Origin of the sequence: Comamonas sp. B21-038, assembly GCF_022387135.1 — a bacterium.
In the GTDB taxonomy this organism is placed as follows: Bacteria; Pseudomonadota; Gammaproteobacteria; order Burkholderiales; family Burkholderiaceae_C; genus Comamonas; species Comamonas sediminis.
Map to the genome: position 1 here is coordinate 4,751,220 of NZ_CP092462.1, position 24,186 is coordinate 4,775,405.

Annotated in this window: 31 protein-coding genes; 21 read left to right on the forward strand and 10 right to left on the reverse strand. The window is 62.5% G+C overall.

What is annotated here, in order from left to right; genetic code table 11:
* The first annotated feature begins 7 nt into the window (after positions 1-7).
* From rpsC to MJ205_RS21605, 5 genes are all read left to right on the forward strand, one after another.
* Positions 8-871 (forward strand): 30S ribosomal protein S3, encoded by an 864-nt coding sequence (rpsC, locus tag MJ205_RS21585; RefSeq protein ID WP_021025598.1) that lies wholly within the window; start codon positions 8-10, stop codon positions 869-871.
* 2 nt (positions 872-873) lie between these two features.
* The gene (rplP, locus tag MJ205_RS21590; RefSeq protein WP_021025599.1) at positions 874-1,290 is read left to right on the forward strand and encodes a 50S ribosomal protein L16; all 417 of its coding nucleotides are present in this window, start codon (positions 874-876) and stop codon (positions 1,288-1,290) included.
* A 17-nt stretch (positions 1,291-1,307) separates the two neighbouring features.
* Positions 1,308-1,505 carry a 50S ribosomal protein L29 gene (gene rpmC / locus MJ205_RS21595; RefSeq protein ID WP_021025600.1) on the forward strand — a complete coding sequence of 66 codons (198 nt, stop codon included), beginning with the start codon at positions 1,308-1,310 and terminating at the stop codon, positions 1,503-1,505.
* Positions 1,506-1,516: 11 nt separating this feature from the next.
* Positions 1,517-1,786 (forward strand): 30S ribosomal protein S17, encoded by a 270-nt coding sequence (gene rpsQ, locus MJ205_RS21600; RefSeq protein WP_021025601.1) that lies wholly within the window; start codon positions 1,517-1,519, stop codon positions 1,784-1,786.
* Positions 1,787-1,914: 128 nt separating this feature from the next.
* Positions 1,915-2,424, forward strand: a complete 510-nt coding sequence (locus MJ205_RS21605) for a peroxiredoxin (RefSeq protein ID WP_239810312.1) — start codon at positions 1,915-1,917, stop codon at positions 2,422-2,424.
* Between the two features lie 138 nt (positions 2,425-2,562).
* On the opposite strand, the gene MJ205_RS21610 is transcribed toward MJ205_RS21605, so the two are convergent.
* Positions 2,563-3,057 carry a GNAT family N-acetyltransferase gene (locus MJ205_RS21610; protein ID WP_239810313.1) on the reverse strand — a complete coding sequence of 165 codons (495 nt, stop codon included), beginning with the start codon at positions 3,055-3,057 and terminating at the stop codon, positions 2,563-2,565.
* A gap of 117 nt (positions 3,058-3,174) precedes the next feature.
* A complete protein-coding gene (locus tag MJ205_RS21615; protein WP_239810314.1) occupies positions 3,175-3,687 on the reverse strand; it encodes a TlpA family protein disulfide reductase in 513 nt (170 codons plus the stop codon).
* Positions 3,688-3,823: 136 nt separating this feature from the next.
* Between MJ205_RS21615 and MJ205_RS21620 the strand changes: the two genes are divergently transcribed.
* From MJ205_RS21620 to ptsP, 4 genes are all read left to right on the forward strand, one after another.
* Positions 3,824-4,369 carry a hypothetical protein gene (locus MJ205_RS21620; protein WP_239810315.1) on the forward strand — a complete coding sequence of 182 codons (546 nt, stop codon included), beginning with the start codon at positions 3,824-3,826 and terminating at the stop codon, positions 4,367-4,369.
* Positions 4,370-4,517: 148 nt separating this feature from the next.
* Positions 4,518-4,967: a PTS sugar transporter subunit IIA gene (locus tag MJ205_RS21625; protein WP_239810316.1), complete on the forward strand. Its 450-nt coding sequence runs from the start codon at positions 4,518-4,520 to the stop codon at positions 4,965-4,967.
* A complete protein-coding gene (locus tag MJ205_RS21630; RefSeq protein WP_116926826.1) occupies positions 4,936-5,205 on the forward strand; it encodes an HPr family phosphocarrier protein in 270 nt (89 codons plus the stop codon). The genes MJ205_RS21625 and MJ205_RS21630 overlap by 32 nt, the downstream gene beginning before the upstream one ends.
* 227 nt (positions 5,206-5,432) lie before the next feature.
* Positions 5,433-7,193, forward strand: coding sequence for a phosphoenolpyruvate--protein phosphotransferase (gene ptsP, locus MJ205_RS21635; protein WP_239810317.1), 1,761 nt, complete (start codon positions 5,433-5,435; stop codon positions 7,191-7,193).
* A 14-nt stretch (positions 7,194-7,207) separates the two neighbouring features.
* Here the strand turns inward: ptsP and MJ205_RS21640 are convergent, their stop codons facing one another.
* Positions 7,208-8,200 carry a GlxA family transcriptional regulator gene (locus MJ205_RS21640; protein WP_239810318.1) on the reverse strand — a complete coding sequence of 331 codons (993 nt, stop codon included), beginning with the start codon at positions 8,198-8,200 and terminating at the stop codon, positions 7,208-7,210.
* A gap of 134 nt (positions 8,201-8,334) precedes the next feature.
* Between MJ205_RS21640 and MJ205_RS21645 the strand changes: the two genes are divergently transcribed.
* Complete coding sequence (locus MJ205_RS21645) at positions 8,335-8,925, forward strand: cysteine hydrolase family protein (protein WP_239810319.1); 591 nt, start codon at positions 8,335-8,337, stop codon at positions 8,923-8,925.
* A gap of 85 nt (positions 8,926-9,010) precedes the next feature.
* On the opposite strand, the gene lipA is transcribed toward MJ205_RS21645, so the two are convergent.
* The 3 genes from lipA to MJ205_RS21660 form a co-directional block, all read right to left on the reverse strand.
* A complete protein-coding gene (gene lipA / locus MJ205_RS21650) occupies positions 9,011-9,991 on the reverse strand; it encodes a lipoyl synthase (protein WP_239810320.1) in 981 nt (326 codons plus the stop codon).
* A gap of 141 nt (positions 9,992-10,132) precedes the next feature.
* Positions 10,133-10,837 carry a lipoyl(octanoyl) transferase LipB gene (gene lipB, locus MJ205_RS21655; protein WP_239810321.1) on the reverse strand — a complete coding sequence of 235 codons (705 nt, stop codon included), beginning with the start codon at positions 10,835-10,837 and terminating at the stop codon, positions 10,133-10,135.
* Between the two features lie 58 nt (positions 10,838-10,895).
* Entirely contained in the window at positions 10,896-11,207 is a 312-nt protein-coding gene (locus MJ205_RS21660; protein WP_239810322.1) for a YbeD family protein, read from the reverse strand.
* Between the two features lie 219 nt (positions 11,208-11,426).
* On the opposite strand from MJ205_RS21660, the gene MJ205_RS21665 reads away from it, so the two are divergent.
* From MJ205_RS21665 to MJ205_RS21715, 11 genes are all read left to right on the forward strand, one after another.
* Positions 11,427-11,900, forward strand: coding sequence for an ATP synthase subunit I (locus MJ205_RS21665; protein ID WP_239810323.1), 474 nt, complete (start codon positions 11,427-11,429; stop codon positions 11,898-11,900).
* Between the two features lie 20 nt (positions 11,901-11,920).
* Complete coding sequence (gene atpB, locus MJ205_RS21670) at positions 11,921-12,784, forward strand: F0F1 ATP synthase subunit A (RefSeq protein ID WP_239810324.1); 864 nt, start codon at positions 11,921-11,923, stop codon at positions 12,782-12,784.
* Positions 12,785-12,836: 52 nt separating this feature from the next.
* Complete coding sequence (gene atpE, locus MJ205_RS21675; RefSeq protein WP_021025615.1) at positions 12,837-13,085, forward strand: F0F1 ATP synthase subunit C; 249 nt, start codon at positions 12,837-12,839, stop codon at positions 13,083-13,085.
* A 35-nt stretch (positions 13,086-13,120) separates the two neighbouring features.
* On the forward strand, positions 13,121-13,591 hold the full coding sequence (locus MJ205_RS21680) for a F0F1 ATP synthase subunit B (protein ID WP_021025616.1): 471 nt from the start codon (positions 13,121-13,123) through the stop codon (positions 13,589-13,591).
* A gap of 12 nt (positions 13,592-13,603) precedes the next feature.
* The gene (locus MJ205_RS21685; protein WP_239810325.1) at positions 13,604-14,152 is read left to right on the forward strand and encodes a F0F1 ATP synthase subunit delta; all 549 of its coding nucleotides are present in this window, start codon (positions 13,604-13,606) and stop codon (positions 14,150-14,152) included.
* A gap of 42 nt (positions 14,153-14,194) precedes the next feature.
* Positions 14,195-15,754: a F0F1 ATP synthase subunit alpha gene (gene atpA / locus MJ205_RS21690; protein WP_230775531.1), complete on the forward strand. Its 1,560-nt coding sequence runs from the start codon at positions 14,195-14,197 to the stop codon at positions 15,752-15,754.
* Positions 15,755-15,772: 18 nt separating this feature from the next.
* A complete protein-coding gene (gene atpG, locus MJ205_RS21695; protein ID WP_239810326.1) occupies positions 15,773-16,645 on the forward strand; it encodes a F0F1 ATP synthase subunit gamma in 873 nt (290 codons plus the stop codon).
* A 34-nt stretch (positions 16,646-16,679) separates the two neighbouring features.
* Entirely contained in the window at positions 16,680-18,083 is a 1,404-nt protein-coding gene (atpD, locus tag MJ205_RS21700; RefSeq protein WP_239810327.1) for a F0F1 ATP synthase subunit beta, read from the forward strand.
* Positions 18,084-18,154: 71 nt separating this feature from the next.
* Entirely contained in the window at positions 18,155-18,571 is a 417-nt protein-coding gene (locus MJ205_RS21705; protein WP_021025621.1) for a F0F1 ATP synthase subunit epsilon, read from the forward strand.
* A 241-nt stretch (positions 18,572-18,812) separates the two neighbouring features.
* Positions 18,813-20,147 (forward strand): OprD family outer membrane porin, encoded by a 1,335-nt coding sequence (locus tag MJ205_RS21710; protein ID WP_239810328.1) that lies wholly within the window; start codon positions 18,813-18,815, stop codon positions 20,145-20,147.
* A gap of 117 nt (positions 20,148-20,264) precedes the next feature.
* Positions 20,265-20,654, forward strand: a complete 390-nt coding sequence (locus tag MJ205_RS21715) for a Fur family transcriptional regulator (protein ID WP_239810329.1) — start codon at positions 20,265-20,267, stop codon at positions 20,652-20,654.
* Between the two features lie 31 nt (positions 20,655-20,685).
* Here MJ205_RS21715 and MJ205_RS21720 read toward each other — a convergent pair whose 3' ends face one another.
* From MJ205_RS21720 to MJ205_RS21735, 4 genes are all read right to left on the reverse strand, one after another.
* The gene (locus MJ205_RS21720; protein ID WP_239810330.1) at positions 20,686-21,873 is read right to left on the reverse strand and encodes a DUF1624 domain-containing protein; all 1,188 of its coding nucleotides are present in this window, start codon (positions 21,871-21,873) and stop codon (positions 20,686-20,688) included.
* 121 nt (positions 21,874-21,994) lie between these two features.
* Positions 21,995-22,513, reverse strand: coding sequence for a TPM domain-containing protein (locus MJ205_RS21725; RefSeq protein WP_239810331.1), 519 nt, complete (start codon positions 22,511-22,513; stop codon positions 21,995-21,997).
* A complete protein-coding gene (locus MJ205_RS21730) occupies positions 22,513-23,451 on the reverse strand; it encodes a TPM domain-containing protein (protein ID WP_239810332.1) in 939 nt (312 codons plus the stop codon). The genes MJ205_RS21725 and MJ205_RS21730 overlap by 1 nt, the downstream gene beginning before the upstream one ends.
* Positions 23,452-23,455: 4 nt before the next feature.
* The gene (locus MJ205_RS21735) at positions 23,456-24,058 is read right to left on the reverse strand and encodes a LemA family protein (RefSeq protein WP_239810333.1); all 603 of its coding nucleotides are present in this window, start codon (positions 24,056-24,058) and stop codon (positions 23,456-23,458) included.
* Between the last annotated feature and the right edge of the window lie 128 nt (positions 24,059-24,186).

A 24,186-nucleotide genomic window follows, 5' to 3' on the forward strand; every position in this document is an offset into this window, starting at 1 on the left:
GAAGAACATGGGACAAAAAATCCATCCTACCGGCTTCCGTCTGGCGGTCAGCCGTAACTGGTCTAGCCGCTGGTACGCAAGCAACCGTGATTTCGCCGGCATGCTGGCCGAAGACATCAAGGTTCGTGAGTACCTGAAAGAGAAGCTGAAGAACGCTGCCGTGGCACGCGTTCTGATCGAGCGTCCTGCCAAGAACGCCCGTATCACCATTTACTCGGCTCGTCCTGGTGTGGTGATCGGCAAGAAGGGTGAAGACATCGAGGCCCTGAAGAAGGAACTCGCTGCTCGCCTGGGCGTGCCAGTCGCTGTGAACATCGAAGAAGTGCGCAAGCCTGAAATCGATGCCCAGCTGATCGCTGACTCGATCACCCAGCAGCTCGAAAAGCGTATCCAGTTCCGCCGCGCCATGAAGCGTGCGATGCAGAACGCGATGCGTCTGGGCGCTCAAGGTATCAAGATCATGTCGTCGGGCCGTCTGAACGGTATCGAAATCGCACGTACCGAGTGGTACCGCGAAGGCCGTGTGCCACTGCACACTCTGCGCGCCGACATCGATTACGGCACCTCCGAAGCCAAGACCACCTACGGTGTGATCGGCGTGAAGGTGTGGGTCTACAAGGGTGACACTCTGGGTCGTAACGATCTGCCAGCCGCAGAAACGCCACGTCCTGAAGAAGAGCGTCGTCCACGTGGTCCTCGTCGTGACAACCGCAATGGCGATCGTCCATCGCGTGGCCCTCGCCGCCCCGCTGGTGGTAACACGGCTCCTGCAGACGGTAGCGACAAGCCCGCCGGCGCTGGTGCTGATTCCGTTAAGCGCGTTCGCAAGACTGACGCGCCCGCTACAGCAGCGGACGGTAAAGGAGAATAACTATGCTGCAACCTGCTCGCCGCAAATACCGCAAGGAGCAAAAGGGTCGCAACACTGGTATCGCAACCCGTGGCAACACGGTAGCGTTCGGTGATTTCGGCCTGAAATGCACGGACCGTGGCCGCCTGACGGCCCGCCAGATCGAGGCTGCACGTCGTGCAATCTCCCGTCACGTCAAGCGTGGCGGCCGTATCTGGATCCGCGTGTTCCCTGACAAGCCAATCTCGACCAAGCCAGCCGAAGTCCGTATGGGTAACGGTAAGGGCAACCCAGAGTACTACGTGGCTGAAATTCAGCCCGGTAAGATGGTGTTCGAAATCGTTGGCGTGCCCGAAGAACTGGCCCGCGAAGCGTTCCGCCTGGCTGCTGCCAAGCTGCCGCTGCGCACCACGTTCGTTACCCGTCAGCTTGGCGCTTAAATTCAGGAGAAATCGATATGACGAAAGCTGCTGAACTGCGCCAAAAAGACGTTGCTGGCCTGGAAGCCGAGATCAAGTCCTTGCAAAAGGCCCACTTTGGTCTGCGCATGCAAAAGGCAACGCAACAACTGGGTAACACCGCCACCATCAAGGCTACCCGCCGCGATGTGGCACGTGCCAAGACCATTCTTGCTGAAAAGCAAGCCGCCAAGTAATAGGAGCCGACATGACGGAAGCTAAAAAATCCCTCAAGCGCACCTTGATTGGCAAGGTGGTCAGCGATAAGCGTGAAAAGACCGTGACCGTTCTGGTAGAACGCCGCGTGAAGCACCCCATCTACGACAAGATCATGATCAAGTCCAGCAAGTACCACGCCCACGACGAAAAGGGCGAGTACAACACGGGCGATACCATCGAGATCACCGAGAGCCGTCCGCTCTCCAAGACCAAGAACTGGGTCGCTACCCGCTTGGTGCAAAAGGCTGCTTTGGTTTAAGTCTTTTGCGACTTGTACCAACGTAACTTCAAAAACGACCCACAATCTGTGGGTCGTTTTTTTATGCCCGTTTTGGCCGCCCGGCCTGCGGGTTCTCTGCCTGATGGGCAATTTTCAAGGAGTACACCATGATCAAAGTTGGCGATTCGCTTCCCGCTGCAACCCTGAGCGAGTTTGTGGCCGTGGAAGGCAATGGCTGCAGCCTGGGCCCCAATGCCTTTGATGTGACCAAGGAAGCGGCTGGCAAGACCATCGCTTTGTTTGCGGTGCCCGGTGCATTCACGCCGACCTGCTCTGCCAAGCATTTGCCCGGTTACGTGGAAAAGGCCGAGGCCTTCAAGGCCGCCGGCGTGGACGAAATCTGGTGCCTGTCGGTCAACGACGCCTTTGTGATGGGCGCCTGGGGCAAGGACCAGCACACCGAAGGCAAGGTGCGCATGATTGGCGACGGCGATGCCGCCTTTGCCAAGGCCACCGGCCTGACCCTGGACCTGAACGGCAAGGGCCTGGGCCTGCGCAGCAACCGCTACTCGATGCTGGTCAAGGACGGCAAGGTCGTGCAGCTGAACGTGGAAGCCCCTGGCCAGTTCACGGTCAGCGATGCCGACACCATCCTGGCCCAAGCCAAGCAGGCTTGAGCCCCATCCGGGCCGCTGCGTTGCCGCAAGGCGCTGCAGGGCCGGGTCTGAACGCACAAAAGCACGCCCAGGCGTGCTTTTTTTATGACCGCTGGCCCATCGCGCAGCCTGCGCTGCGGTGCGGCGCGCGCACGGTCGTCAGGGGTGGACGTCCGCCTTCAGGTAATGCGTGCCAGCGACGGGGTTGTGGTAGTAGGGCGGAATCTCTTCAAAGCCGAAATCGGCGTAGAGCGCGCGCGCCGACTCCATGCTGTCCAGCGTATCGAGCAGGATGCAGTCATAGCCCAGCCGGATGGCGCTGGCCATCGTGTAGTCAACCAGCTGGCGGCCCAGGCCAAAGCCGCGGAAGGCCTTGCGCACGTAGAGGCGCTTCATCTCGCAGGCATTGCTGTAGTCCACATCATCCAGCGGCCGCAGTGCGCAGCAACCGGCGACGGAACCCTCGACCAGGGCGAGTACGAGATCGCCCCGGGGCTCGCCATATTCGCCGGGCAAGTCGGCCAGTTCATCCTCAAAACCCTGGAAACCCAGATCAATATCCAGTGATTGGGCATATTCCCGGAAGATCTCGCGGGTCACCGCAAGCTCTTCCGGTGTGGTGGGGTGCAGGAGCGTTATCTCAGGTCTGTCCACAGCGGCGGCGCTTAGTCAAGGAATGCGCAGTGTAGCGCCCGCGCCCTCACAGTCACCATCGAAAAACCGCCTGTCGAAGGCGGTTTTCCCGGTGGCAGGCAGCGGGCTGGCACTGGTTCAGGTCTCGGCCAGCAGCTTGTCGATCAGCTTGTGCAGCTCGTCGAAGTTGGGCGCACCCACATAGCGTTTGACCACCTGGCCCTGCTTGTTGACGACAAAGGTCGTCGGGGTGAGCTGGATGTCGCCCCAGTCCTTCGCAATCTGGCCGGTGTTGTCGATCGCGACCTTGAACGGCAGCTTGCGCGACTGGGCAAAGTTGACGACATAGCTCGGTGGGTCGTAATGCATGGCCACCGCCAGCGTGTCGTAGCCCCGGTCCTTGTACTTGTCGTAGGTCTTGACGATCTCGGGCATCTCCGCGACGCAAGTGGTGCAGCTGGTGGCCCAGAAGTTCACCAGGGTGACCTTGCCCTTCATGTCAGCGGTGGTCTGGGTGCTGCCGTTGAGCAGCACAAAGCGGCTCTCGGGTGCGGCCGCCTTCCCGGTGCCCTGGTAGACAAAGGCACCGATGCCCAGCGCCGCAGCGATGGCCAGCGCGGTAAAGACGGTGGTGGTGGTTTTTCTGGACATGGTGCTCGGAGTCAAAGCCGTGCCGAAAGTTCGGCGTTGTGGCCATTATGCGACCCTGGCTGCGGGCAGGCGCAGCGCAACGGCCCTACCTGCGCGTCTGGCTTGACCATCGCAGTGCCGTGCCCATAATGGCCGGATGCCCCTGGCCCGCTGCCTGATCCTCTCCACCGCGTTGCTGCTGGCCGCCTGCAGCCCGGCGCTGAACTGGCGCGTCGTGGCCCTGGCCGATGCGCCGCTGGACCTGCTGCTGCCCTGCAAGCCTGACCGTGCAGTGCGCGATGTGGTCTGGGGCACACAGACCTTGGCGGTGTCGATGGTGGGCTGCCAGGCCGAGGGGGCGACCTATGCACTGGCCCATGTGGCCCTGGCACTGCCGCAGGATGCAGCCGCGGTGATGGCGGACTGGCAAAAGGCGTTGCACCAGCAGCTGCAGATGGCCGATGCCTGGCAGCCGCTGCCGGGACAGAACCTGGTGTTGCCCGGTACGTTGGAGCTGCCCCAGGCACGCCAGGTGCAGTGGCAGGGCCGCAACGGCACGGGCCAGGCGGTGTATGCGAATGCGCGCTGGTTTGCGCGCACCGAAGGGCCGCAGGTGCGGGTCTACCAGGCCCTGGTGCTGTCCGCTGCGCCCTTGGCGGACGGGGCGCTGCAGAGCTTTGTCAAAGGGCTGCAACTGCGTTAGGGTAGGAGCGCGCCAGCCCGGGCGTTGGGCTAAGCAACACTACCAATGTTGCAGTGCCGCAAAATCGCTACACTGGCAGAGGGCGCGGCTGGGCCGGTATCGCCGCCAGTGGGGCGCCTCTTCACAGAACTTCTTGTATTTTGATTTGATGAGCAACCGGATACTGTTGATCGCCCATGCACCGCTGGCCCAGGCGCTGGCGCAATGCGCCGCGCATGTGTTCCCCGACAGCGGCGAGCACCTGATGGCGCTGGATGTGCCTGCCAGCGCCGATCCAGTGGCCTGCCTGGAGGAGGCGCAGGCCATGCTCGACCACAGCCACAGCGGCCCGGTGCTGGTGCTGAGCGACGTGTTCGGTGCGACCCCGCATAATATTGCCCAGGAACTGGCCAAGCGCCGTGCATCCACCCGGCTGGTGGCCGGTGTCAACCTGCCGATGCTGCTGCGCGCGCTGTGCTATCGCCAGGAAGCGCTCGACAGCCTCGTGGCCCGGGCCATCGCAGGGGGCAGCCAGGGCATCATGCAGGTGACGCAGACCACGCCACAGAACCAGAATATCCGAGCACATGATCAAGACCGCAGTCACCATCAGCAATAAACTGGGCCTGCACGCCCGCGCGTCGGCCAAGCTCACCAAGCTCGCCGGCAGCTTTGCCTGCGAGGTCTGGATCACGCGGGGCGAACGCCGCGTCAACGCCAAAAGCATCATGGGTGTGATGATGCTGGCCGCCGGTATCGGCACCGAGGTGACCATCGAAACCGATGGCGCCGATGAGCAGCAGGCAATGGATGCGCTGCTGGCCCTCATCAACGACAAGTTCGGCGAAGGCGAATAAGGCGCCGCCCGGCGTCTGCCGCGGCGCAGCGCAGGCTTGCTTGTCGCGCCAGGCGCTCTGCTGCCTGCCCATGCCGGGCTGCGGCCCGCGTTGCACAGGTAGGCCCCGCGCTTTGCCTGAACGCCTACCTTTCCCCCGCTTTACCGGCCCCGTGCTTGTACAGTCTTCTGAGACAGGCGTATAAATCAGCTTGGCGCACCAGCGCGCCAGCGAAGAGGAAGTTCCGCATGACATTTGCCATCCATGGAATCGCAGTGGCCCGGGGGATTGCCATTGGCAGGGCAGTCATGGCAGCGTCCAGCCACCTGGAGGTCACCCATTACCTGATCGAGCCCGACCAGGTGGCGCGCGAGATCGAGCGCGTGCGCAAGGGACGGCTGGCGGTGATCGAAGAGCTGCAGCGCCTGCGCGGCGACCTGGGCGTCGATGCCCCGCAGGAGCTGGAGCCGCTCTTGGATGTGCACCTGATGCTGGTGCAGGATGACATGCTGTCCTCGGGCGTGCGCCAGCTGATCAGCGAACGCCTCTACAACGCCGAATGGGCGCTGACCGCGCAGCTGGAGCTGCTGTGCCGCCAGTTCGACGAGATGGACGACGAGTACCTGCGTGAGCGCAAAGGCGACCTGGAACAGGTGGTGGAGCGGGTGCTGCGCCATATGCGCGGTGTCTCCAGCCCGGTGGCCGCACCGGTCAGCACGCCGCCGGGCGGGCAGGCGGGGCAGCACGACTGGGTGACCGATGAGCGCGATGCGCCGATGGTGCTGATCGCCAATGACCTCTCGCCCGCCGACATGCTGCAGTTCAAGCAAAGCGTGTTTGCCGGCTTTGTCACGGCGGTGGGCGGCAAGACCAGCCATACCGCCATTGTTGCCCGCAGCATGGACATTCCGGCCGTCGTGGGTGCACGCACGGCCAGCCAGCTCATCCGCGCCGACGACTGGGTCATCATCGACGGCGATGCCGGTGAGGTGATTGTCGACCCGTCGCCCATCCTGCTGGAGGAGTACCGCTTCAAGCAGCGCCAGATGCGGCTGGAGCGCGAGCGCCTCTCGCGCCTGCGCGATACGCCGTCGATCACCCTCGATGGTGAGCGCGTCGAGCTGCTGGCCAACATCGAGCAGCCCGGTGATGGCCCGGCCGCCGTGAAGGCCGGCGCCGTGGGCGTGGGGTTGTTCCGTACCGAATTTCTCTTCATGGGGCGCAGTGGCAAGGTACCCGATGAAGAAGAACAGTACCGCGCCTACCGCGAGGCGCTCGAAGGCATGCAGGGCATGCCGGTCACGATCCGCACCTTGGACGTGGGTGCCGACAAGCCGCTGGACAAGGCCCAGCCCAAGGACTACTACCTCAACCCGGCGCTGGGCCTGCGCGCCATCCGCTTCAGCCTGGCCGACCCGGACATGTTCCGCACGCAGTTGCGTGCCATCCTTCGCGCGGCGGCCCATGGACCGGTGCAGTTGCTGTTCCCGATGCTGGCCCATGTGAGCGAGATCAAGCAGACCCTGGCACTGGTGGAGCAGGCCTCGCAGGAGCTGCGCGAGCGCCAAGTGCCCCAGGGCATGGTCAAGCTGGGCGCGATGATCGAGATACCGGCTGCGGCGCTGACGGTGCGCACCTTTTTGAAGTACTTCGATTTCCTGTCGATCGGCACGAATGACCTGATCCAGTACACCTTGGCCATTGACCGGGCCGACGAGGCGGTATCGCAGCTCTACGACCCCTTCCACCCCGCGGTGCTGCGCCTGGTGGCCGAGGTCATCCAGGCGGCCAATGCGGCGGGCAAGGATGTCTGCGTCTGCGGTGAAATGGCGGGCGATACCGCCATGACCCGCCTGCTGCTGGGCCTGGGGCTGCGCAGCTTCTCGATGCAGCCCGCGCAGATCCTGGCCATCAAGCAGCAGGTGCTGCGCGCCGACACGCGGCGCCTGGTGGGCTGGGCCCAGCAGGTGGTGGATGCCGAGAACCCGGCGGATTTGCTGGAGAGCTGAAGCCTTCGCAGCGCTTACTCTGCCGGCGTGCGAAAGCGGCTGCGGTACTGGCCCGGCGTGGTGCCCAGCTGGCGGCGAAAAGCGCGGTGCAGCGTATCGGTGGTCTTGAAGCCGCAGGTCCCGGCCACCTGCTCCAGGGAGGCATCGGTGGCCTCCAGCTGCTGGCGGGCCGCCTCCACCCGCGCAGCTTCCAGGTAGGCCGCCGGTGTCATGCCTAGCTCGGTCTTGAAAATGCGGGCCAGCTGCCGGTCGCTCACATGCATCTGCTCAGCCAGGTCCGCCATCGACAGCGGCTGGCCGAGGTTCTGCGCAATGAACTGGCGCAGGTCTTCCATGCGGCGGGTGCTCGACAGCGGCTCGAGCATCACGCTGAACTGGCTTTGGCCGCCAGTGCGTCTCAGGAACATCACCAGCTGGCGCGCCACGCGCATGGCCAAGGGATTGCCAAAATCCTCGGCCACCAGCGCCAGCGCCAGGTCCAGGCAGGTGGTCAGGCCGGCGCCGGTCCAGATGCGGCCCTGCTGGATGTAGATGCGGTCGGCATCGACACGGATGCCGGGGTGGTCCTGGGCCAGTTGCGCAGCGGTGGACCAGTGCGTCGTGGCCTCCTTGCCCTCCAGCAGGCCGGCAGCCGCCAGGATATGGGCGCCCACACAGACCGAGGCCACGCGCCGGGACTGCGCCGACAGGGTCTGCACCCACCGCACCACGGCCGGATCGGCCAATGCCTGCACGCGGCCCTGGGCGTCGGTCTCGACCGAGCCGGGCACGATCAAGGTATCAATCGCCTGGTGCTGCAGGCTGTCCAGGCGAATGTCGGGCAGCACGCGCACGCCAGCGGCCGTGGTCACCGGCTCCAGCGACTCTGCCGCCAGCAGCACCTGGTAGCCGCAGGGCAGCTCCATCTCGCGCTGCAGCAGCGCAAACACCTCGGGCGGACCGGTGATGTCCAGCAGGTCCACCCGGTCAAACAACACGATCACGATCAGGCGTTCTGGATGCGGCATGCGGTCTCTCGTTCGGGGCGGGTGTCGGTTTTTGCGGCTAAGACGGCATTGTCCGCCGCAGGGGCTGTGCCTAAGATGCATCCATGGCGCCACCATTGCGGGTGGCGGTCTCCCAACTCCACAAGGCAACCACCATGCACACCAGCACTTTACGCGAACTCAACCAACTCGATGCCAAGCCAGCCGTTCTGGCCCAGTCGACCCTGATTCTGGTCGACTACCAGAACACCTACACCCGTGGCGTCATGGAACTCGAGGGCTGGCAAGCCGCACTCGATGCCGCATCGCGGCTGCTGGCCCAGGCCCGCGCTGCAGGCGCCAAGGTGATCCATGTGATGCACGACGGCGGCGAGGGCTCGCCTTATGACATCCGCGCCGAGATCGGCCAGATCCATGCCAGCGTTGCGCCGTTGGCCGGTGAGCCGGTTGTCGTCAAGAAGGCTCCCAACTCCTTCCACAACACCGACCTGGCCCAGCATGTGGAAGCGGCAGGCAACGAGCAGCTGGTGATCATCGGCTTCATGAGCCATATGTGCGTCACCTTCACCGCCGAAGGTGCCTTCCTGCGCGGCAAGCGCGCCACCGTTGTCGCCAATGCCTGCGCCACCCGTCCGCTGCAATCGGCCGCCGGCGCAGTCTCTGCCGCGCAACTGCACCAGGGCGCAATGGCCACCATTGGTGACCTGTATGCGGTGGTGGTGGGCAGCAGCGCGGCGCTGGGTTAAGGCTGCGCTCCGGTAGCGTGCTCCAAAGCAAAGAGGCTGCCCCTGTGTTGCCAGGGGCAGCCTCTTGGTGGAGAGCGCTCGGGGTTTAGACGCCTGCAGCGTGTGCCTGCTGGTCGGCATGGTAGCTGGAGCGCACCATCGCACCGACGGCGGCGTGGGTGAAGCCCATCTTGTAGGCCTCTTCTTCAAACATCTTGAAGGTGTCGGGGTGCACATAGCGGCGCACCGGCAAGTGGCTGTTCGACGGGGCCAGGTACTGGCCGATGGTCAGCATGTCGATGTTGTGGGCGCGCATGTCGCGCATCACCTGCAGGATCTCCTCGTCCGTCTCGCCCAGGCCCACCATGATGCCGCTCTTGGTCGGCACCGTGGGGTGCAGTTCCTTGAACTTCTTGAGCAGGTTCAGGCTGAACTGATAGTCGGAGCCGGGGCGCGCCTCCTTGTACAGGCGCGGTGCGGTCTCCAGGTTGTGGTTCATCACATCGGGCGGCGCAGCCTTCAGGATCTCCAGCGCGCGGTCGTCACGGCCCCGGAAGTCCGGCACCAGGATCTCGATCTGGGTCGTGGGCGAGAGCTCGCGGATGTTCTTGATGCACTCGACAAAGTGGCCCGAGCCGCCATCGCGCAGGTCATCGCGGTCCACGCTGGTGATCACCACATACTTGAGGCGCAAAGCTGCAATGGTGCGTGCCAGGTTCAGCGGCTCGTTCAGATCCAGCGGGTCGGGGCGGCCATGGCCCACGTCACAGAACGGGCAGCGGCGCGTGCACTTGTCGCCCATGATCATGAAGGTCGCCGTGCCCTTGCCAAAGCACTCACCGATGTTGGGGCAGCTGGCCTCTTCACAGACGGTGTGCAGATTGTTCTGGCGCAGGATGTCCTTGATCTCGTAGAAGCGGGTCGTGGGGCTGCCCGCCTTGACGCGGATCCACTCCGGCTTTTTCAGCACCTCGGCTTGCTGGACCTTCACGGGGATGCGCGCCAGTTTGGCGGCAGCCTTTTGCTTGGCCAGCGGGTTGTAGGTGGCAGCGGACTGTGCTTCGCGCACGACTTCATTGGTGCTCATGTTGCTCACTTTAGTTGTTTCACCGCGTTCTGTGCGACAGGCACGCACAAAACCGGAGGGGCCGTAGGCTCAGAGCAAGAACGGCCCGAGGCTGCTGCGCCGCCCCTTGGTGGGGAACAGGGCGTGCGCTGCGGCACCAGGTTATGCAGAACCGGCAGGCGCCAAGCGGGCGGAAAGCTCTTGCGCCAAGGTCTTGGCGACGTCCTCCCAGTCGGCGTTAACCCCGATTGTAGAAAGATCGACGGTTTGCAGCCCGGCATAACCGCAAGGGTTGATGCGGTGGTAGGGTTCCAGATCCATCTTTACATTCAGCGCGACGCCGTGGTAGCTGCAGTGCCGGCTGATCTTGATGCCCAGGGCGGCGATCTTGCCCAGGCCTTCAAACACCGGCTCGGGTGCGGGGCTGCCGGCATCGCGCTGCATCGGGCGCTGGGCCAGCATTGCGTGGGAGAAGGGGTCATCCAGGCGCACGTAGATGCCCGGAGCGCCTGCTACGCGGTGGCCGGTCACACCCAAGGTGGCCAGGGTGCGGATCACGGCTTCCTCAATGCGGAACACATACTCCTTGACGAAGTAGCCCGCGCGCTGCAGATCAATCAGAGGGTAAGCGACCACTTGCCCCGGACCGTGGTAGGTGACCTGGCCGCCCCGGTTAGTCTGCACCACTGGAATGTCGCCTGTATGCAACAAATGGCTGGGCAGGCCGGCAATGCCCTGCGTGAAAGTGGCCGCATGCTCACACATCCACAGCTCATCGGGCGTCTGCGGCGAACGCTGGGCAGTGAATTGCTGCATGGCTTGCAGCGTGGGCGCGTAATCGGCCTGGCCAAGAAAGCGGGTGTACATCGCAAAAAATCGGCCACCAAGGGCCGGCAAGGTTCACAAAGGTGACAACAAGGCCCGCTTACAGTACGACCTTGACCATGGGGCTGGAGGTGAGCGCCCGGTAGAGGTTGTCCAGCTGTTCGCGGCTGGTGGCCGTCACGGTGATCGTGACGCCCAGGTACTTGTCGCCGCTGCTGGGGCGCAGCTCTACCGAGCTGGCGTCGAAGAAGGGGTCGTGTTCCTTGGCGATGGCGGTGACCGCGTGGACAAAGCCGTCCTGGTTGAGACCCATCACTTTAATCGGGAAGTCTGAGGGGTATTCGATCAGGGAATCTTTGCGGGGATCGGCGCCGGAAGCGACAGGGTCAACAGGAGGTGTAGTGGTGGTCATTTTGCTATTAAAACAGAAGCTTGCAAGTGATGTGCCATCAGCTGATAAGCCATCTTCCTGGTGTGGAATTTGTCGGATGCAACTGACGTGAAAAGAGGCGCAATGGGGGCTGGTGTGCCGCAAAAAAACAGACGCGCAACAAAACGCTTCCCGTTTGCAACGGGTTTATCCTTATAATCGCAGGCTTTGGCTAGGTTGTTCTGCCCGGGAGCCAACACTATGACAACAGATGCTCCACAAGAAGAACATGTGGCCGAAGAGCCGGACTTCAAGCCCCTGACTGCGCAAGAAGCAGCAGAGTGGCGCCAGCGCCATCCGCCGGTATCGGTGGTGCGTGTGGTGAAGTGGCAGCTGGTCGTCGGGGTGGTGCTCACGGTGTTGGTGGGTCTGGTGACGCAGCGGGCCGGATGGATGTGGTCGGTGGCATACGGTGCGGCGGCGGTGGTGATTCCTGCTGCCTTTTTTGCACGTGGGTTGCGGCTGCATCTGGGGGCTGGGCAAGAGAATCTTGCGATGGTCCGGTTCTTTGGTTTGGAGATCGCAAAATTGGTTTTGACCGTGGTGCTGCTGCTGCTGGCGCCTCTGGTTGTGCCGGGACTCAACTGGTTGGCGCTGGTGTTGGGTCTGGTTGTGGTGATGAAGACGTACTGGTTGGCGCTTTGGCTGCTGACCAGATCTGCAAAAATTTTGTAATTGAGAAGAAGAGTTGTCCGATGGCCGCAGAAGCGAATGCACCCACTGCAAGTGAATACATCGTTCACCACTTGCAGCATCTTCAGAATATCAAGCAAAAGTCGATCATCGATTTCTCGGTGGTCAACCTTGATTCGATCTCAGTGAGCGTGATCCTGGGCCTGCTGGGCATCTTCGTGATGTGGCTGGCAGCCCGTTCGGCCACCTCCGGCGTCCCTGGTCGTTTCCAGGCGGCTGTCGAGATGCTGGTCGAGATGGTGGACAACCAGGCCAAGGCCAATATCCACAACGCCCAATCGCGCAAGTTCATTGCCCCGCTGGCCCTGACCGTCTTCGTCTGGATTTTCCTGATGAACGCGATGGACATGCTGCCGGTCGATCTGCTGCCGGTGCTGTGGCAAGGTGCCACCGGTGACCACCACGCTTATCTGCGTGTCGTGCCCACCGCCGATCTGTCGACCACGCTGGGTCTGTCGACTGCCGTGCTGGTCCTGTGCCTGTACTACAGCGTCAAGATCAAGGGCCTGGGCGGCTGGGCGCACGAACTGGTGTCCGCTCCCTTTGGTACCAGCAAGAATCCTGTCTTTGCCGTGATCCTCGGCATTGTCAATCTGCTGATGCAGATTATTGAATACGTTGCCAAGACGGTGTCGCACGGCATGCGACTGTTCGGCAACATGTACGCTGGTGAGTTGGTGTTCATGCTGATTGCCCTGATGGGTGGCGCAGCCGCTATGTCGCTCTCTGGTGTGTTGCTCCCCGTGGGGCACATCATTGCAGGCACGATCTGGGCGATCTTCCACATTCTGGTGATTACTCTGCAAGCCTTCATTTTCATGATGCTGACGCTGATTTACCTCGGCCAGGCACATGAAGCTCACTAACTGTTCCCTTTCCTTTTTCTCTTAACCTTTCTTTTTTTTCTCAGGAGTCATCATGGAAAACGTTCTCGGTCTCGTCGCTCTGGCTTGTGGTCTGATTGTTGGTCTGGGCGCTATCGGCGCTTCGATCGGTATTGCTCTGATGGGCGGCAAGTTCCTGGAATCGTCGGCACGTCAGCCTGAGCTGATCAACGAACTGCAAACCAAGATGTTCATCTTGGCTGGTCTGATCGACGCTGCATTCCTGATCGGCGTTGCTATCGCTCTGCTGTTCGCTTTCGCCAACCCATTCCAACTGGCCTAAGCTCCGATCAACGCCGTAGATAGAAAGGTGTTGCCGTGAGTATTAACGCGACCCTGTTCGTTCAGGCCATTGTCTTCTTGATTCTGGTGCTCTTCACGATGAAATTCGTGTGGCCACCTATTGCCAAGGCGTTGGATGAGCGAGCAAAGAAAATCGCCGATGGTCTTGCTGCTGCCGATAAGGCAAAGTCCGAGTTGACAGCTGTGAACAAGCGCGTTGAGGAAGAACTTTCCGCAACCCGCAATGAGACAGCGTCGCGTATCGCGGACGCAGACCGTCGTGCCCAAGCAATCGTAGAAGAGGCCAAGGCCCGTGCTACCGAAGAAGGCAACAAGATCATTGCCGCCGCCCGTGCAGACGCCGAGCAGCAAGTGATCCAGGCGCGCGAATCGCTGCGCGAGCAAGTTGCAGCTTTGGCTGTCAAGGGTGCTGAGCAGATTCTCCGCAAGGAAGTCAATCCTGCGGTACACAGTGATTTGCTCAATCGCCTGAAGACTGAGCTGTAAGGAAGCAACGAAATGGCAGAACTCGCCACCATTGCCCGTCCTTACGCTGAAGCCTTGTTCAAGGCCTGCACCGACAAGGGTGCCGGCTTGAGCGACGCCCTGTCTTGGACGGACGAACTGGCGGCGATTGCCGCCGATCCGGAAATGCGCCAACTGGCCGACAATCCCAACGTCACCAACGAACAGGTGATCGAGGTGATGGCCGGTGTGACGCTGGCACGCGGTTGGGCCTTGTCAGACCTGGCGCGCAACTTCCTGCGCACGGTGGTGGAAAACCGCCGTCTGGATGCGCTGCCTGAAGTGGCCTCGCAATTTCGCGCGCTGGTGAACCGTAACAACGGTTCGTCCGATGCGCTGGTGTACAGCGCCTTCCCCATGGATGACTCCGCATTGAATGCGCTGGGCACCGTGCTGGAAAAACGCTTTGGCCGCCCACTGAATCTGAGCACCACCGTGGACGAGTCGCTGATTGGCGGCGTTCGCGTTGTGGTGGGTGACGAGGTGCTTGACACCTCGGTCAAGGCCCGTCTGGAACAAATGAAAGCAACCCTCACTGCGTAATGCAGTTCGAGGATTCGGCTAAACCATGAAAAGGAGTGAGTAATGCAACTCAATCCCGCAGAAATTTCTGAACTGATCAAGAGCCGCATTGAGGGTCTGTCAGGCAATTCCGATATCCGTAACCAAGGTACGGTGGTGTCGGTGACCGACGGTATCGTGCGCGTGCACGGCCTGTCCGATGTGATGGCCGGTGAAATGCTGGAATTCCCAGCCACCGCCGACGGTCAACCTTCCTTCGGTCTGGCTCTGAACCTGGAGCGTGACTCTGTTGGCGCCGTGATTCTGGGTGAATACACCCACATCTCGGAAGGCGACATCGTCAAGTGCACCGGCCGTATTCTGGAAGTGCCCGTGGGCCCAGAACTGGTGGGTCGCGTCGTGAACGCACTGGGCCAGCCTATCGACGGCAAGGGTCCTATCAACGCCAAGATGACCGACGTGATCGAAAAGGTTGCGCCTGGTGTTATCGCCCGTCAATCCGTGGACCAGCCGCTGCAGTCGGGTATCAAGTCCATCGACGCGATGGTGCCCGTGGGCCGTGGCCAGCGCGAGCTGATCATTGGTGACCGCCAGACCGGCAAGACCGCTGTCGCTATCGACGCCATCATCAACCAAAAGGGCCAAGGCGTTACCTGCGTGTACGTGGCCATTGGTCAGAAGGCTTCGTCGGTCAAGAACGTGGTGCGTGCTCTGGAGCAAGCCGGCGCGATGGAATACACCATCGTCGTGGCCGCTACCGCGTCCGAATCCGCTGCGATGCAGTACGTGTCGGCCTACTCGGGTTGCACGATGGGTGAGTACTTCCGCGACCGTGGCCAAGACGCCTTGATCGTGTATGACGACCTGTCCAAGCAAGCCGTGGCTTACCGCCAAGTGTCGCTGCTGCTGCGCCGTCCACCAGGCCGCGAAGCGTTCCCTGGCGACGTGTTCTATCTCCACAGCCGCCTGCTCGAGCGCGCAGCCCGCGTGAACGCGGACTACGTGGAAGCCTTCACCAAGGGTGAAGTCAAGGGTAAGACGGGTTCGCTGACGGCTCTGCCCATCATCGAAACCCAAGCCGGTGACGTGTCGGCCTTCGTGCCTACCAACGTGATCTCGATCACCGACGGCCAGATCTTCCTGGAAACCAGCCTGTTCAACGCCGGTATCCGTCCCGCTATCAACGCCGGTATCTCGGTGTCCCGCGTGGGTGGTTCCGCTCAGACCAAGCTGATCAAGGGCCTGTCCGGCGGTATCCGTACCGACCTGGCACAGTACCGTGAACTGGCTGCTTTCGCACAGTTCGCCTCTGACCTGGACGATGCAACCCGCAAGCAACTGGACCGCGGTGCCCGTGTGACCGAGCTGCTCAAGCAAGCCCAGTACAGCCCGCTGCCCGTCGCTCTGATGGCCGCTTCGCTGTTTGCCGTGAACAAGGGTTTCATGGACGACATCGAAGTCAAGAAGGTTCTGTCCTTTGAATCGGGTCTGCACCAGTTCCTCAAGACCAGCTACGGCGCCTTGGTGGACCGTCTGAACGAGAAGAAGGCTTTCGACAAGGAAGGCAAGGACGAAGCTGAACTGACTGCAGCCATCACTGCATTCAAGAAGTCCTTCGCTTAATCCGGTCGAGGAGTCATCATGGCAGCAGGCAAGGAAATACGCGGCAAGATCAAATCGGTGGAAAACACCAAGAAGATCACCAAGGCCATGGAAATGGTTGCCGCATCCAAAATGCGCAAGGCGCAGGAGCGGATGCAGGCAGCCCGTCCATACAGCGAAAAGATTCGCGCAATTGCAGCTCACCTGAGCCAGGCAAACCCCGAATATGTTCACCCCTTCATGGTGTCGAATGACGTCAAGAAGGTGGGCGTGATCGTGGTGACGACTGACAAGGGCCTGTGCGGCGGCATGAACACCAATGTGCTGCGTGCCGTGACGAACAAGCTCAAGGAACTGCAATCCGCTGGTGTCAGCACGGAAGCCGTGGCCATTGGCAGCAAGGGTCTGGGCTTTCTGACGCGCGTGGGTGTCAAGGTGGTGGCCAACGCTACCGCCCTGGGCGATACGCCGCATCTGGATGCGCTGATCGGCCCGGCCAAGGTTTTGCTCGACCAGTACGCTGAGGGCAAGCTGAGCGCGGTCTATTTGTGCTACACCAAGTTCATCAATACGATGAAGCAGGACTCGGTTGTGGAGCAGTTGCTGCCCCTGTCGCAAGATGCGATCCAGGGCTCGGCACCGGCTGCATCCCACGGCTGGGACTATATCTACGAGCCCGATGCGCAAAGTGTGATCGACGAGCTGCTCGTGCGTTATGCGGAATCGCTGATCTATTCGGCCGTTGCAGACAACATGGCTTCCGAGCAGTCTGCACGCATGGTGGCCATGAAGGCCGCCACCGACAACGCCGGCAACGTCATCAACGAGTTGAAGCTGATCTACAACAAGACGCGTCAGGCTGCGATTACGACCGAGTTGTCGGAAATCGTCGCAGGCGCCGCGGCTGTGTAATACAGCTCGACTGAAATCAATATTGGAGCAACAAATGGCTCAAGTACAAGGCAAGATTGTTCAATGTATCGGTGCGGTGGTGGACGTTGAGTTCCCCCACGGCAGCGTGCCTAACGTGTATGACGCACTGAAGCTCGAAGGCACTGCCCTGACGCTGGAAGTGCAGCAGCAGCTGGGCGACGGCGTGGTGCGTACCATTGCGCTGGGCTCGTCGGACGGTCTCAAGCGTGGCCTGATGGTCACCAACACCGGCAAGGCGATCACCGTGCCCGTGGGCAAGGCAACCCTTGGCCGCATCATGGACGTGCTGGGTAACCCCATCGACGAACGTGGTCCTGTGGACCAGGCGCTGACCGCTTCCATCCACCGCAAGGCCCCCGCTTATGACGAGCTGGCCCCTGCACAGGAACTGCTGGAAACCGGCATCAAGGTGATTGACCTGGTGTGCCCTTTCGCCAAGGGCGGTAAGGTCGGTCTGTTCGGTGGTGCCGGTGTGGGCAAGACCGTGAACATGATGGAGCTCATCAACAACATCGCCAAGGCGCACAGCGGTCTGTCCGTGTTCGCCGGCGTGGGTGAGCGTACCCGTGAAGGTAACGACTTCTACCACGAAATGTCGGACGCCGGTGTGGTGAACCAGGAGTCGCTGAACGACTCGAAGGTTGCCATGGTGTACGGCCAGATGAACGAGCCACCAGGAAACCGTCTGCGCGTGGCGCTGACCGGCCTGACCATGGCTGAAGCGTTCCGTGACGAAGGCAAGGACGTGCTGTTCTTCGTGGACAACATCTACCGCTACACGCTGGCCGGTACCGAAGTGTCCGCACTGCTGGGCCGTATGCCATCGGCGGTGGGCTACCAGCCTACGCTGGCCGAAGAAATGGGCCGTCTGCAAGAGCGTATCACCTCGACCAAGGTGGGTTCGATCACCTCGATCCAGGCCGTGTACGTGCCAGCGGACGATTACACCGATCCATCGCCAGCAACGACCTTCGCTCACTTGGACTCCACCGTGGCGCTGTCGCGTGACATCGCTTCGCTGGGTATCTACCCTGCGGTGGACCCCCTGGCGTCGACCAGCCGCCAGCTGGACCCCCAAGTGGTGGGTGAAGAGCACTACTCGGTAGCCCGCCAAGTGCAGGGTACCCTGCAGCGCTACACCGAACTGCGCGACATCATTGCGATTCTGGGTATGGACGAACTGGCTCCCGAAGACAAGCTCGTCGTGGCCCGCGCTCGTAAGATCCAGCGTTTCCTGTCGCAGCCTTTCCACGTTGCTGAAGTGTTCACGGGCGCTCCAGGCAAGTACGTGCCGCTGTCGGAAACCATCCGCGGCTTCAAGATGATCGTCAACGGCGAGTGCGACCACCTGCCCGAGCAAGCCTTCTACATGGTTGGCACGATCGACGAAGCCATCGAGAAGGCGAAGAAGATCTAAGCTTTGCAGAACGGGCTGCAGCACGCAGCCCTTCTCGCGAACTAGTTTCTTTTTCACTCTGAGGATCCAAGATGAACACCTTCCACGTTGATGTGGTCAGTGCTGAAGAATCCATCTTCTCCGGCGAAGCCCGCTTTGTGGCTTTGCCTGGTGAAATGGGCGAACTCGGTATCTACGCCCGCCACACGCCGTTGATCACCCGCATCAAGCCGGGTTCGGTGCGCATTGAGAAGGCCGACGGCGGCGAAGAGTTCATCTTCGTGGCTGGTGGCATTCTCGAAGTGCAACCCGACTGCGTGACCGTGCTGTCCGACACCGCTGTGCGCGGCAAGGACCTGGACGAGCAAAAAGCGGTTGAAGCCAAGCAAAAGGCCGAAGAAGCCCTCAAGAACGCCAAGGGCGAGCTTGACCTGGCCAAGGCCCAATCCGAGCTGTCCGTCATGGCAGCCCAGATTGCCGCCCTGCAAAAATACCGCAAGAAGCGCTGATCCGCTGTCTGCGCAACTGCCACAGAAAAAACCACCGCATGCGGTGGTTTTTTTATGCCGGTGCTGGATGGCTTGCTACGGCGGGCCGGCATCCTGGTACAAGGTGGGCGATACGCCGCTGTCCGGCACGCCGCTGTCCGCGGAGGTACCAAAGCGCGCGCAGCATCACTTCACGGCTATCGTCAGCCGCGCCTGGGCGCCACGGCTGAACGGCCACCGCAATTTTCAGCGACACAAGACAATGACCTATTTCAAATGGATGGCGCGCAGCGGCGGCCTGGCGGTGTTGGCCGTGGCCGCAGGCCATGCGCAGGCGGGCGCGCAGGACGAGGCCAAGGGCCTGGTCGAGGGCGCGAGCCTGGGCATGGTCAACCGCATGGTGTATGAGCAGCTGGATTACCGGCGTGGCGACAGCACCCGCGTGGTGTCCGGCGGCGCGCGTTCGGACAAGGCCGCCGAAGCCGCCTATGGACTGATGCTGAACTTCAGCTCGGGCTACACGCAGGGGCTGATCGGCCTGGGGCTGGATGCACATGCCTATGGCGGCATCAACCTGGGCTCGGAGGCGGACAAGGTGCGCAGCAATCCGCGCTATATCGCCAAGGACGGCAGCGACCTCCAGGACAGCTTTGGCCGCGCCGGTGCCGCACTCAAGCTGCGCTGGTCGTCCACCGAGCTGAAAGTGGGCGAGATGCGCACCAAGAACCCGATCTTTCACTCGTCCGACACCCGCCTGCTGCCCGAGACCAACCGGGGCTGGCTGATCAGCAGCAACGATATTCCGCAGCTGAGCCTGCAGGCCGGCCGCTTTACCGGCTGGGCCGACCGCAATGCGCGCAAGAATGGCCAGCCGCTGCTGGCCAATTACGCGGGTGTGCAAGGCGATGCCTTCAGCTTTGCCGGCGGCAGCTGGGCCACGCCCTGGAGCGGGCTGAGCCTGTCGAGCTATATGGGCCAATACGAGGATGTCTGGAATACCTGGTACCTGGGCGGCTTCTACAAAAAGGCGCTGGCCGATAAGCAAAGCCTCTCGCTGAGCCTGAACCTGTACCGCAACCAAGACACCGGTGCCGCCAAGGCCGGCAAGGTCGACAACCTGACCTGGAGCCTGATGGCCACCTATTCGGCCGGCATGCACCAGTTGGGCCTGGGCTACCAGAAGGTGGATGGCGACACGCCGTTCGACTATGTGAACCGGGGCTCCATCTGGTTGGAAAACGCGATGCAGCTGTCGGACTTCAATGCGCCGCACGAGGCCTCGTGGCAGCTCAAGTACGAGGCCGATCTGGGCCAGTGGCTGACACCGGGCCTGCGCGCTGGCGTGGCCTATACACGCGGCTCGGGCATTGACTACAGCCGTGCCGGCAGCGTGTATACCAACTACCTGGGCGCCACCGGCAGTGGCGGTCGCCACTGGGAGCGCGACATGCTGCTGCGCTACACCGTGCAGCAGGGCCAGGCCAAGGGGCTGGCGCTGCAGCTGCGCTATGGCGTGCACCGGGCCAACCAAACCCAGGGCGAGCTGAATGTGAACCAGGTGCGCCTGCTGGCCGAGATGCCCTTGCAGATTTTCTGACGCGCACGGTAGGGGAGCGCCAGCCCGCCGGCGCTGCCTGCAGGCGGCGGCCTGAGCGGCTATGATGGGCGCACCCTCGATTGCCTTAGCCGTTCCCCAGAACGCCCCTGTCAGACCATGCAACGTCCTACCCGCCAGCGCGCCGCCATCGCCGATGCCTTTGCATCGCAAGGCCGTCCTCTCTCCCCCCAAGAGGTGCTGGAGATTGCGGGTGCGGCGCTGCCGGCGCTGGGCATTGCCACCGTCTACCGCAACCTCAAGTCAATGACGGAAGAAGGCCTGCTGCGCGTGGTGACCTTGCCCGGTGGCCTGCCGCTCTACGAGCCGGCCACGCATGACCACCACCACCACTTCCAGTGCAACAGCTGCCGCCGGGTGTTTGATATCCCCGCCTGCCCGGGCGATCTCAAGGGCATGGCGCCGCCGGGCTTTCTGGTCGAGGACCATGAGATCACCTTGTACGGCCAGTGCAAGGACTGCCTCAGCGGTGCAGGGCCTGCAGCCTGAGGCCGCGTAAAAAACGGCTTTGAACAGGTTCTTAGAGGTACTTGAGCCAGGTGATATCGCGCCTGCGGGCCTTGAAGGCGGCAAAGGCCTTTACCGCCGGGTACAGCGCAAAACCCATGGCCACCGTGGTGATCCACACCATCCAGATCGCATCAAAGCCAAATACCTCCCCCTGGTTGTTGCCCCAGATCGCCTGCGCGCCCAGGTAGAGGAACTTGAGCACATAGAGGTGCAGCACATAGAAGAACATGGGCACGGCGCCAAACACGGTTAGCGGTGCCAGCCAGCGCATCTGTGGCCGGCGCTCGAAAGCGCGCAGCAGGAGCAGGCCGATGCCCAGGGTCAGCGCCAGAAACAGCAGCGAGGGCGGGTACTTGGTGATGTTCAAAAAGCCCATCAGGCTGACCATCAGCGAGTCGCCCACCGCCCAAGGCTTGTCGCCATATACATTGGCGGCACGCAGCAGCACAAAGCCCACCAGCAGGCCCAGGCCCCAGGTCAGCAGGCGGCGCTGGCGCTGCAGCGCATCGGCACCCTTGGCAAACCACGGGCCCATCGCATAGCCCAGCGCAATCACGCCAATCCAGGGCAGCAGCGGGTAGGAGGTGCGCAGGCGCAGGCTGCTGCTCACATCGATCCAGCCCCGGTCATGCAGCACGGCCCAGAGCGTGTGCAACGCATGGTCGGGCGCAAAGTGCAGGTGGTCGAGCAGGTTGTGGCCGGCGACGAGCAGCAGGCCCAGCGGAATGATCACGCGCCGGGGCAGCCACACCAATGCCGACAGCATCAGCATCGACAGGCCAATGGCCCAGATCACCTGCAAGAAGATCTTGGTGGGCGGGAACTGGAAGGTCCAGGCAAAGTTGACCACGGTCACTTCCAGCAGCACCAGAAACAGCCCGCGCTTAAAGAGAAAGCCCGAAGCCGCAGCGCGCCCATCTTCGTACTTGCTGCCGTACAAAAAAGCCGACAGGCCCGTGAGCAGCACAAACACCGGTGCGCACAGGTGGGCGAGCAAGCGGCTGAAGAACAGCTCCGGCGCGGTGGCGGAGACATCCATCGGGTCCGGCACCTGGTGGTGCAGGTAGAAGGTCTCGCGCACATGGTCGATCAGCATGAAGAGGATGACCAGGCCGCGCAGCGCGTCGATGGATTGCAGGCGGCTGGCGCCCGGCAAGGCAGCAGGGCTGCGGGGGAGGATGGGGGCGTCGGAGGACATGGAAGCAGGCGGACGAGATGGGCGATGAAATGCGCATCAAATGATATTGATTACGCATTATCATTTATATCCGCTGCCTGATCGGGCGGGGAGGCCGAAATTCGCCCCTCGTGCGCCGTGCTCAGCCGATCAACGGCTGGTCATCCAGTTCATTGTCTGGCGCTGTAGGCGCGGCGCCGCGCGGAAACTGCTGCTCCAGATGGCGCGATACCTGGCCGATGGCCGCCAGCAGGGCTTTTTCATACTGTCCGCTGCGCAGGTCAGCGGCCAGGCTGTCGACCATCGCCTGCCATTGCGGGCCGCTCACGCAGCGCGATACCGCGCGGTCGGCAACGATCTCGATCGCATGGTCGGTCAGCAGCAGGTAGATGAGCACGCCATTGTTGTGCTCGGTATCCCAGACGCGCTGCTTGCCAAACTGCATCACCGCGCGCTCGCGCGCTGGCGCATCGCGGCGGATGTAGCTCCAGGGCAGGGCACTTTCCACATAGACGCGGATCTGGCCGCTGTGCCTGGCCTCCGAGGCCGCGATGGCATGGGCCAGGCGCTGCCGGGCGTCGTCAGGCAAGGCATGGGAGGCATCGCGCTCCAGAAAGCGGTGGCGCAGTTGCCTGCCCCAGCGTTGCAACCAATGGCCCATCACCAACTCCCCGAGGCGCCACCGCCCCCAAAATTGCCGCCGCCGCCGGAGCTGAATCCGCCGCCCCCACCGCCGCCGCCACCAAATCCACCCCCGCCAAAGCCGCCTCCGCCGCCAAAGCCTCCGCCACCCCCGCCAATCGAGCTGCCTCCGCGCATCGTGCCGGCCAACAGCACCACAAAGAGGGCGGCAACGCCAGCGCCAATGCCCAGCAGCACGCTCGATGTCAGCCATGCCGCTACCAGGCCTGCGGCACCACCGGTGGCGAGCGAGCCCAGCGCACGGCCCAGCATGCTGCGCAACACGCTGCCGCCCACCATCACGAAGATGAAGAAGAACAGCAGCAGCTGCGCCGGGTCATCGGGCAAGGCCGATGACGCCTGGTTGCGGCTTGGGGCGGTGGTGCGGGGTGGCGGCAGCGCCTCGCCCTTGATCAGCGCGCTGATCTGGGCCACGCTGTCGCCAATGCCCACGGCAAACTTGCCAGCCTGGAAGGCCGGCTTCATCGTCTCGTCAATGATGCGCGCGGCGCGCAGATCGGGGATTGCGCCTTCCAGGGTTTTGGCGACCTCGATGCGCATGCGCCGGTCGTCCTTGGCCACCAGCACCAGCAGGCCATCGCCCACGTCCTTGCGGCCAATCATCCAGGTGCTGGCCACACGGTGCGCATAGGCAGCAATGTCTTCGGGACTGGTGCTGACGACCATCAGCACCACCACCTGCGCGCCGGTATCACGCTCCAGCGCCGTGAGCTGGGCTTCCAGCTGAGCCTGCTCCTGCGCGCTCAACGTGGCAGTCTGGTCGATCACATGGGCGCTGAGCGCTGGCACCGGCTGCACGGCAGCCCGTGCCGGCGTGCTGAACCAGGGCAGCAACAGGGCCGCCACCAGGGCCAGCAGCCAGGCCAGCCGGGGGCGCCAGGCGGGCATCGACGCCATGCGCTTACTTCCGCTCAGACGAGAAGTCCACGGTAGGCGGCTGGGAGATCTGGGCCTCGTTCTGCACCGTGAAATTGGCCTTGGGCTGGTAGCCAAAGACCTTGGCGGTCAAGTTGGTCGGGAACTGGCGGGCCTTGATGTTGTAGGCCTTGACGGTGCCGATATAACGGTCACGCGCCACGGCGATGCGGTTTTCCGTGCCCTCCAGGGTCACGCGCAGATCGCGGAAAGCCTGGTTGGCCTTGAGCTCGGGGTAGCGCTCCGACACCACCATCAGGCGCGACAGCGCGCTGGACAGCTCGCCCTGGGCCTGCTGGAACTTGTTGAAAGCCTCGGGGTTGTTCACCAGCTCGGGCGTCGCCTGGATCGAGGTGGCCTTGGCCCGCGCCTCGATCACCTTGGTCAACGTGTCTTGCTCGAAGTTGGCCTCACCCTTGACGGAGGCCACGATGTTGGGCACCAGATCCGCACGGCGCTGATACTGGCTCAACACCTCGCTCCAGGCGGCTGTTGACTCTTCGTCCAAACGTTGGAAATCGTTGTAGCCGCAGCCCGTCAGTGCCAGCGCCGCCGTTGCCACCACCAGAAATCTTTTCCATGCGTTCATGAGGGCTCCTTGCCATTTCAGAGCCGCCATTGTTACCCATCTGGCAGCGGTCCATTGTCAGCGATTATTGACGGTGAGGCGGCCCAGGCGCTGGCATGGCGGGCGGTGGGGCATGCAGTACGATGCGC

Excerpts from the sequence above, each read along its gene's own strand:
- MJ205_RS21715 (WP_239810329.1), top strand. The coding sequence starts at position 20,265 with ATGCAACGTCCTACCCGCCAGCGCGCCGCCATCGCCGATGCCTTTGCA.
- atpD (WP_239810327.1), top strand. The coding sequence starts at position 16,680 with ATGGCTCAAGTACAAGGCAAGATTGTTCAATGTATCGGTGCGGTGGTG.
- MJ205_RS21725 (WP_239810331.1), bottom strand. The coding sequence starts at position 22,513 with ATGGGCCATTGGTTGCAACGCTGGGGCAGGCAACTGCGCCACCGCTTT.
- MJ205_RS21615 (WP_239810314.1), bottom strand. The coding sequence starts at position 3,687 with ATGTCCAGAAAAACCACCACCACCGTCTTTACCGCGCTGGCCATCGCT.
- atpA (WP_230775531.1), top strand. The coding sequence starts at position 14,195 with ATGCAACTCAATCCCGCAGAAATTTCTGAACTGATCAAGAGCCGCATT.
- MJ205_RS21605 (WP_239810312.1), top strand. The coding sequence starts at position 1,915 with ATGATCAAAGTTGGCGATTCGCTTCCCGCTGCAACCCTGAGCGAGTTT.
- lipA (WP_239810320.1), bottom strand. The coding sequence starts at position 9,991 with ATGAGCACCAATGAAGTCGTGCGCGAAGCACAGTCCGCTGCCACCTAC.
- MJ205_RS21685 (WP_239810325.1), top strand. The coding sequence starts at position 13,604 with ATGGCAGAACTCGCCACCATTGCCCGTCCTTACGCTGAAGCCTTGTTC.
- atpB (WP_239810324.1), top strand. The coding sequence starts at position 11,921 with ATGGCCGCAGAAGCGAATGCACCCACTGCAAGTGAATACATCGTTCAC.
- MJ205_RS21730 (WP_239810332.1), bottom strand. The coding sequence starts at position 23,451 with ATGGCGTCGATGCCCGCCTGGCGCCCCCGGCTGGCCTGGCTGCTGGCC.
- MJ205_RS21665 (WP_239810323.1), top strand. The coding sequence starts at position 11,427 with ATGACAACAGATGCTCCACAAGAAGAACATGTGGCCGAAGAGCCGGAC.
- atpE (WP_021025615.1), top strand. The coding sequence starts at position 12,837 with ATGGAAAACGTTCTCGGTCTCGTCGCTCTGGCTTGTGGTCTGATTGTT.
- MJ205_RS21735 (WP_239810333.1), bottom strand. The coding sequence starts at position 24,058 with ATGAACGCATGGAAAAGATTTCTGGTGGTGGCAACGGCGGCGCTGGCA.
- rpsQ (WP_021025601.1), top strand. The coding sequence starts at position 1,517 with ATGACGGAAGCTAAAAAATCCCTCAAGCGCACCTTGATTGGCAAGGTG.
- lipB (WP_239810321.1), bottom strand. The coding sequence starts at position 10,837 with ATGTACACCCGCTTTCTTGGCCAGGCCGATTACGCGCCCACGCTGCAA.
- atpG (WP_239810326.1), top strand. The coding sequence starts at position 15,773 with ATGGCAGCAGGCAAGGAAATACGCGGCAAGATCAAATCGGTGGAAAAC.
- MJ205_RS21640 (WP_239810318.1), bottom strand. The coding sequence starts at position 8,200 with ATGCCGCATCCAGAACGCCTGATCGTGATCGTGTTGTTTGACCGGGTG.
- rpmC (WP_021025600.1), top strand. The coding sequence starts at position 1,308 with ATGACGAAAGCTGCTGAACTGCGCCAAAAAGACGTTGCTGGCCTGGAA.
- MJ205_RS21630 (WP_116926826.1), top strand. The coding sequence starts at position 4,936 with ATGATCAAGACCGCAGTCACCATCAGCAATAAACTGGGCCTGCACGCC.
- MJ205_RS21620 (WP_239810315.1), top strand. The coding sequence starts at position 3,824 with ATGCCCCTGGCCCGCTGCCTGATCCTCTCCACCGCGTTGCTGCTGGCC.
- MJ205_RS21625 (WP_239810316.1), top strand. The coding sequence starts at position 4,518 with ATGAGCAACCGGATACTGTTGATCGCCCATGCACCGCTGGCCCAGGCG.
- ptsP (WP_239810317.1), top strand. The coding sequence starts at position 5,433 with ATGACATTTGCCATCCATGGAATCGCAGTGGCCCGGGGGATTGCCATT.
- rplP (WP_021025599.1), top strand. The coding sequence starts at position 874 with ATGCTGCAACCTGCTCGCCGCAAATACCGCAAGGAGCAAAAGGGTCGC.
- MJ205_RS21705 (WP_021025621.1), top strand. The coding sequence starts at position 18,155 with ATGAACACCTTCCACGTTGATGTGGTCAGTGCTGAAGAATCCATCTTC.
- MJ205_RS21660 (WP_239810322.1), bottom strand. The coding sequence starts at position 11,207 with ATGACCACCACTACACCTCCTGTTGACCCTGTCGCTTCCGGCGCCGAT.
- MJ205_RS21645 (WP_239810319.1), top strand. The coding sequence starts at position 8,335 with ATGCACACCAGCACTTTACGCGAACTCAACCAACTCGATGCCAAGCCA.
- MJ205_RS21720 (WP_239810330.1), bottom strand. The coding sequence starts at position 21,873 with ATGTCCTCCGACGCCCCCATCCTCCCCCGCAGCCCTGCTGCCTTGCCG.
- MJ205_RS21710 (WP_239810328.1), top strand. The coding sequence starts at position 18,813 with ATGACCTATTTCAAATGGATGGCGCGCAGCGGCGGCCTGGCGGTGTTG.
- rpsC (WP_021025598.1), top strand. The coding sequence starts at position 8 with ATGGGACAAAAAATCCATCCTACCGGCTTCCGTCTGGCGGTCAGCCGT.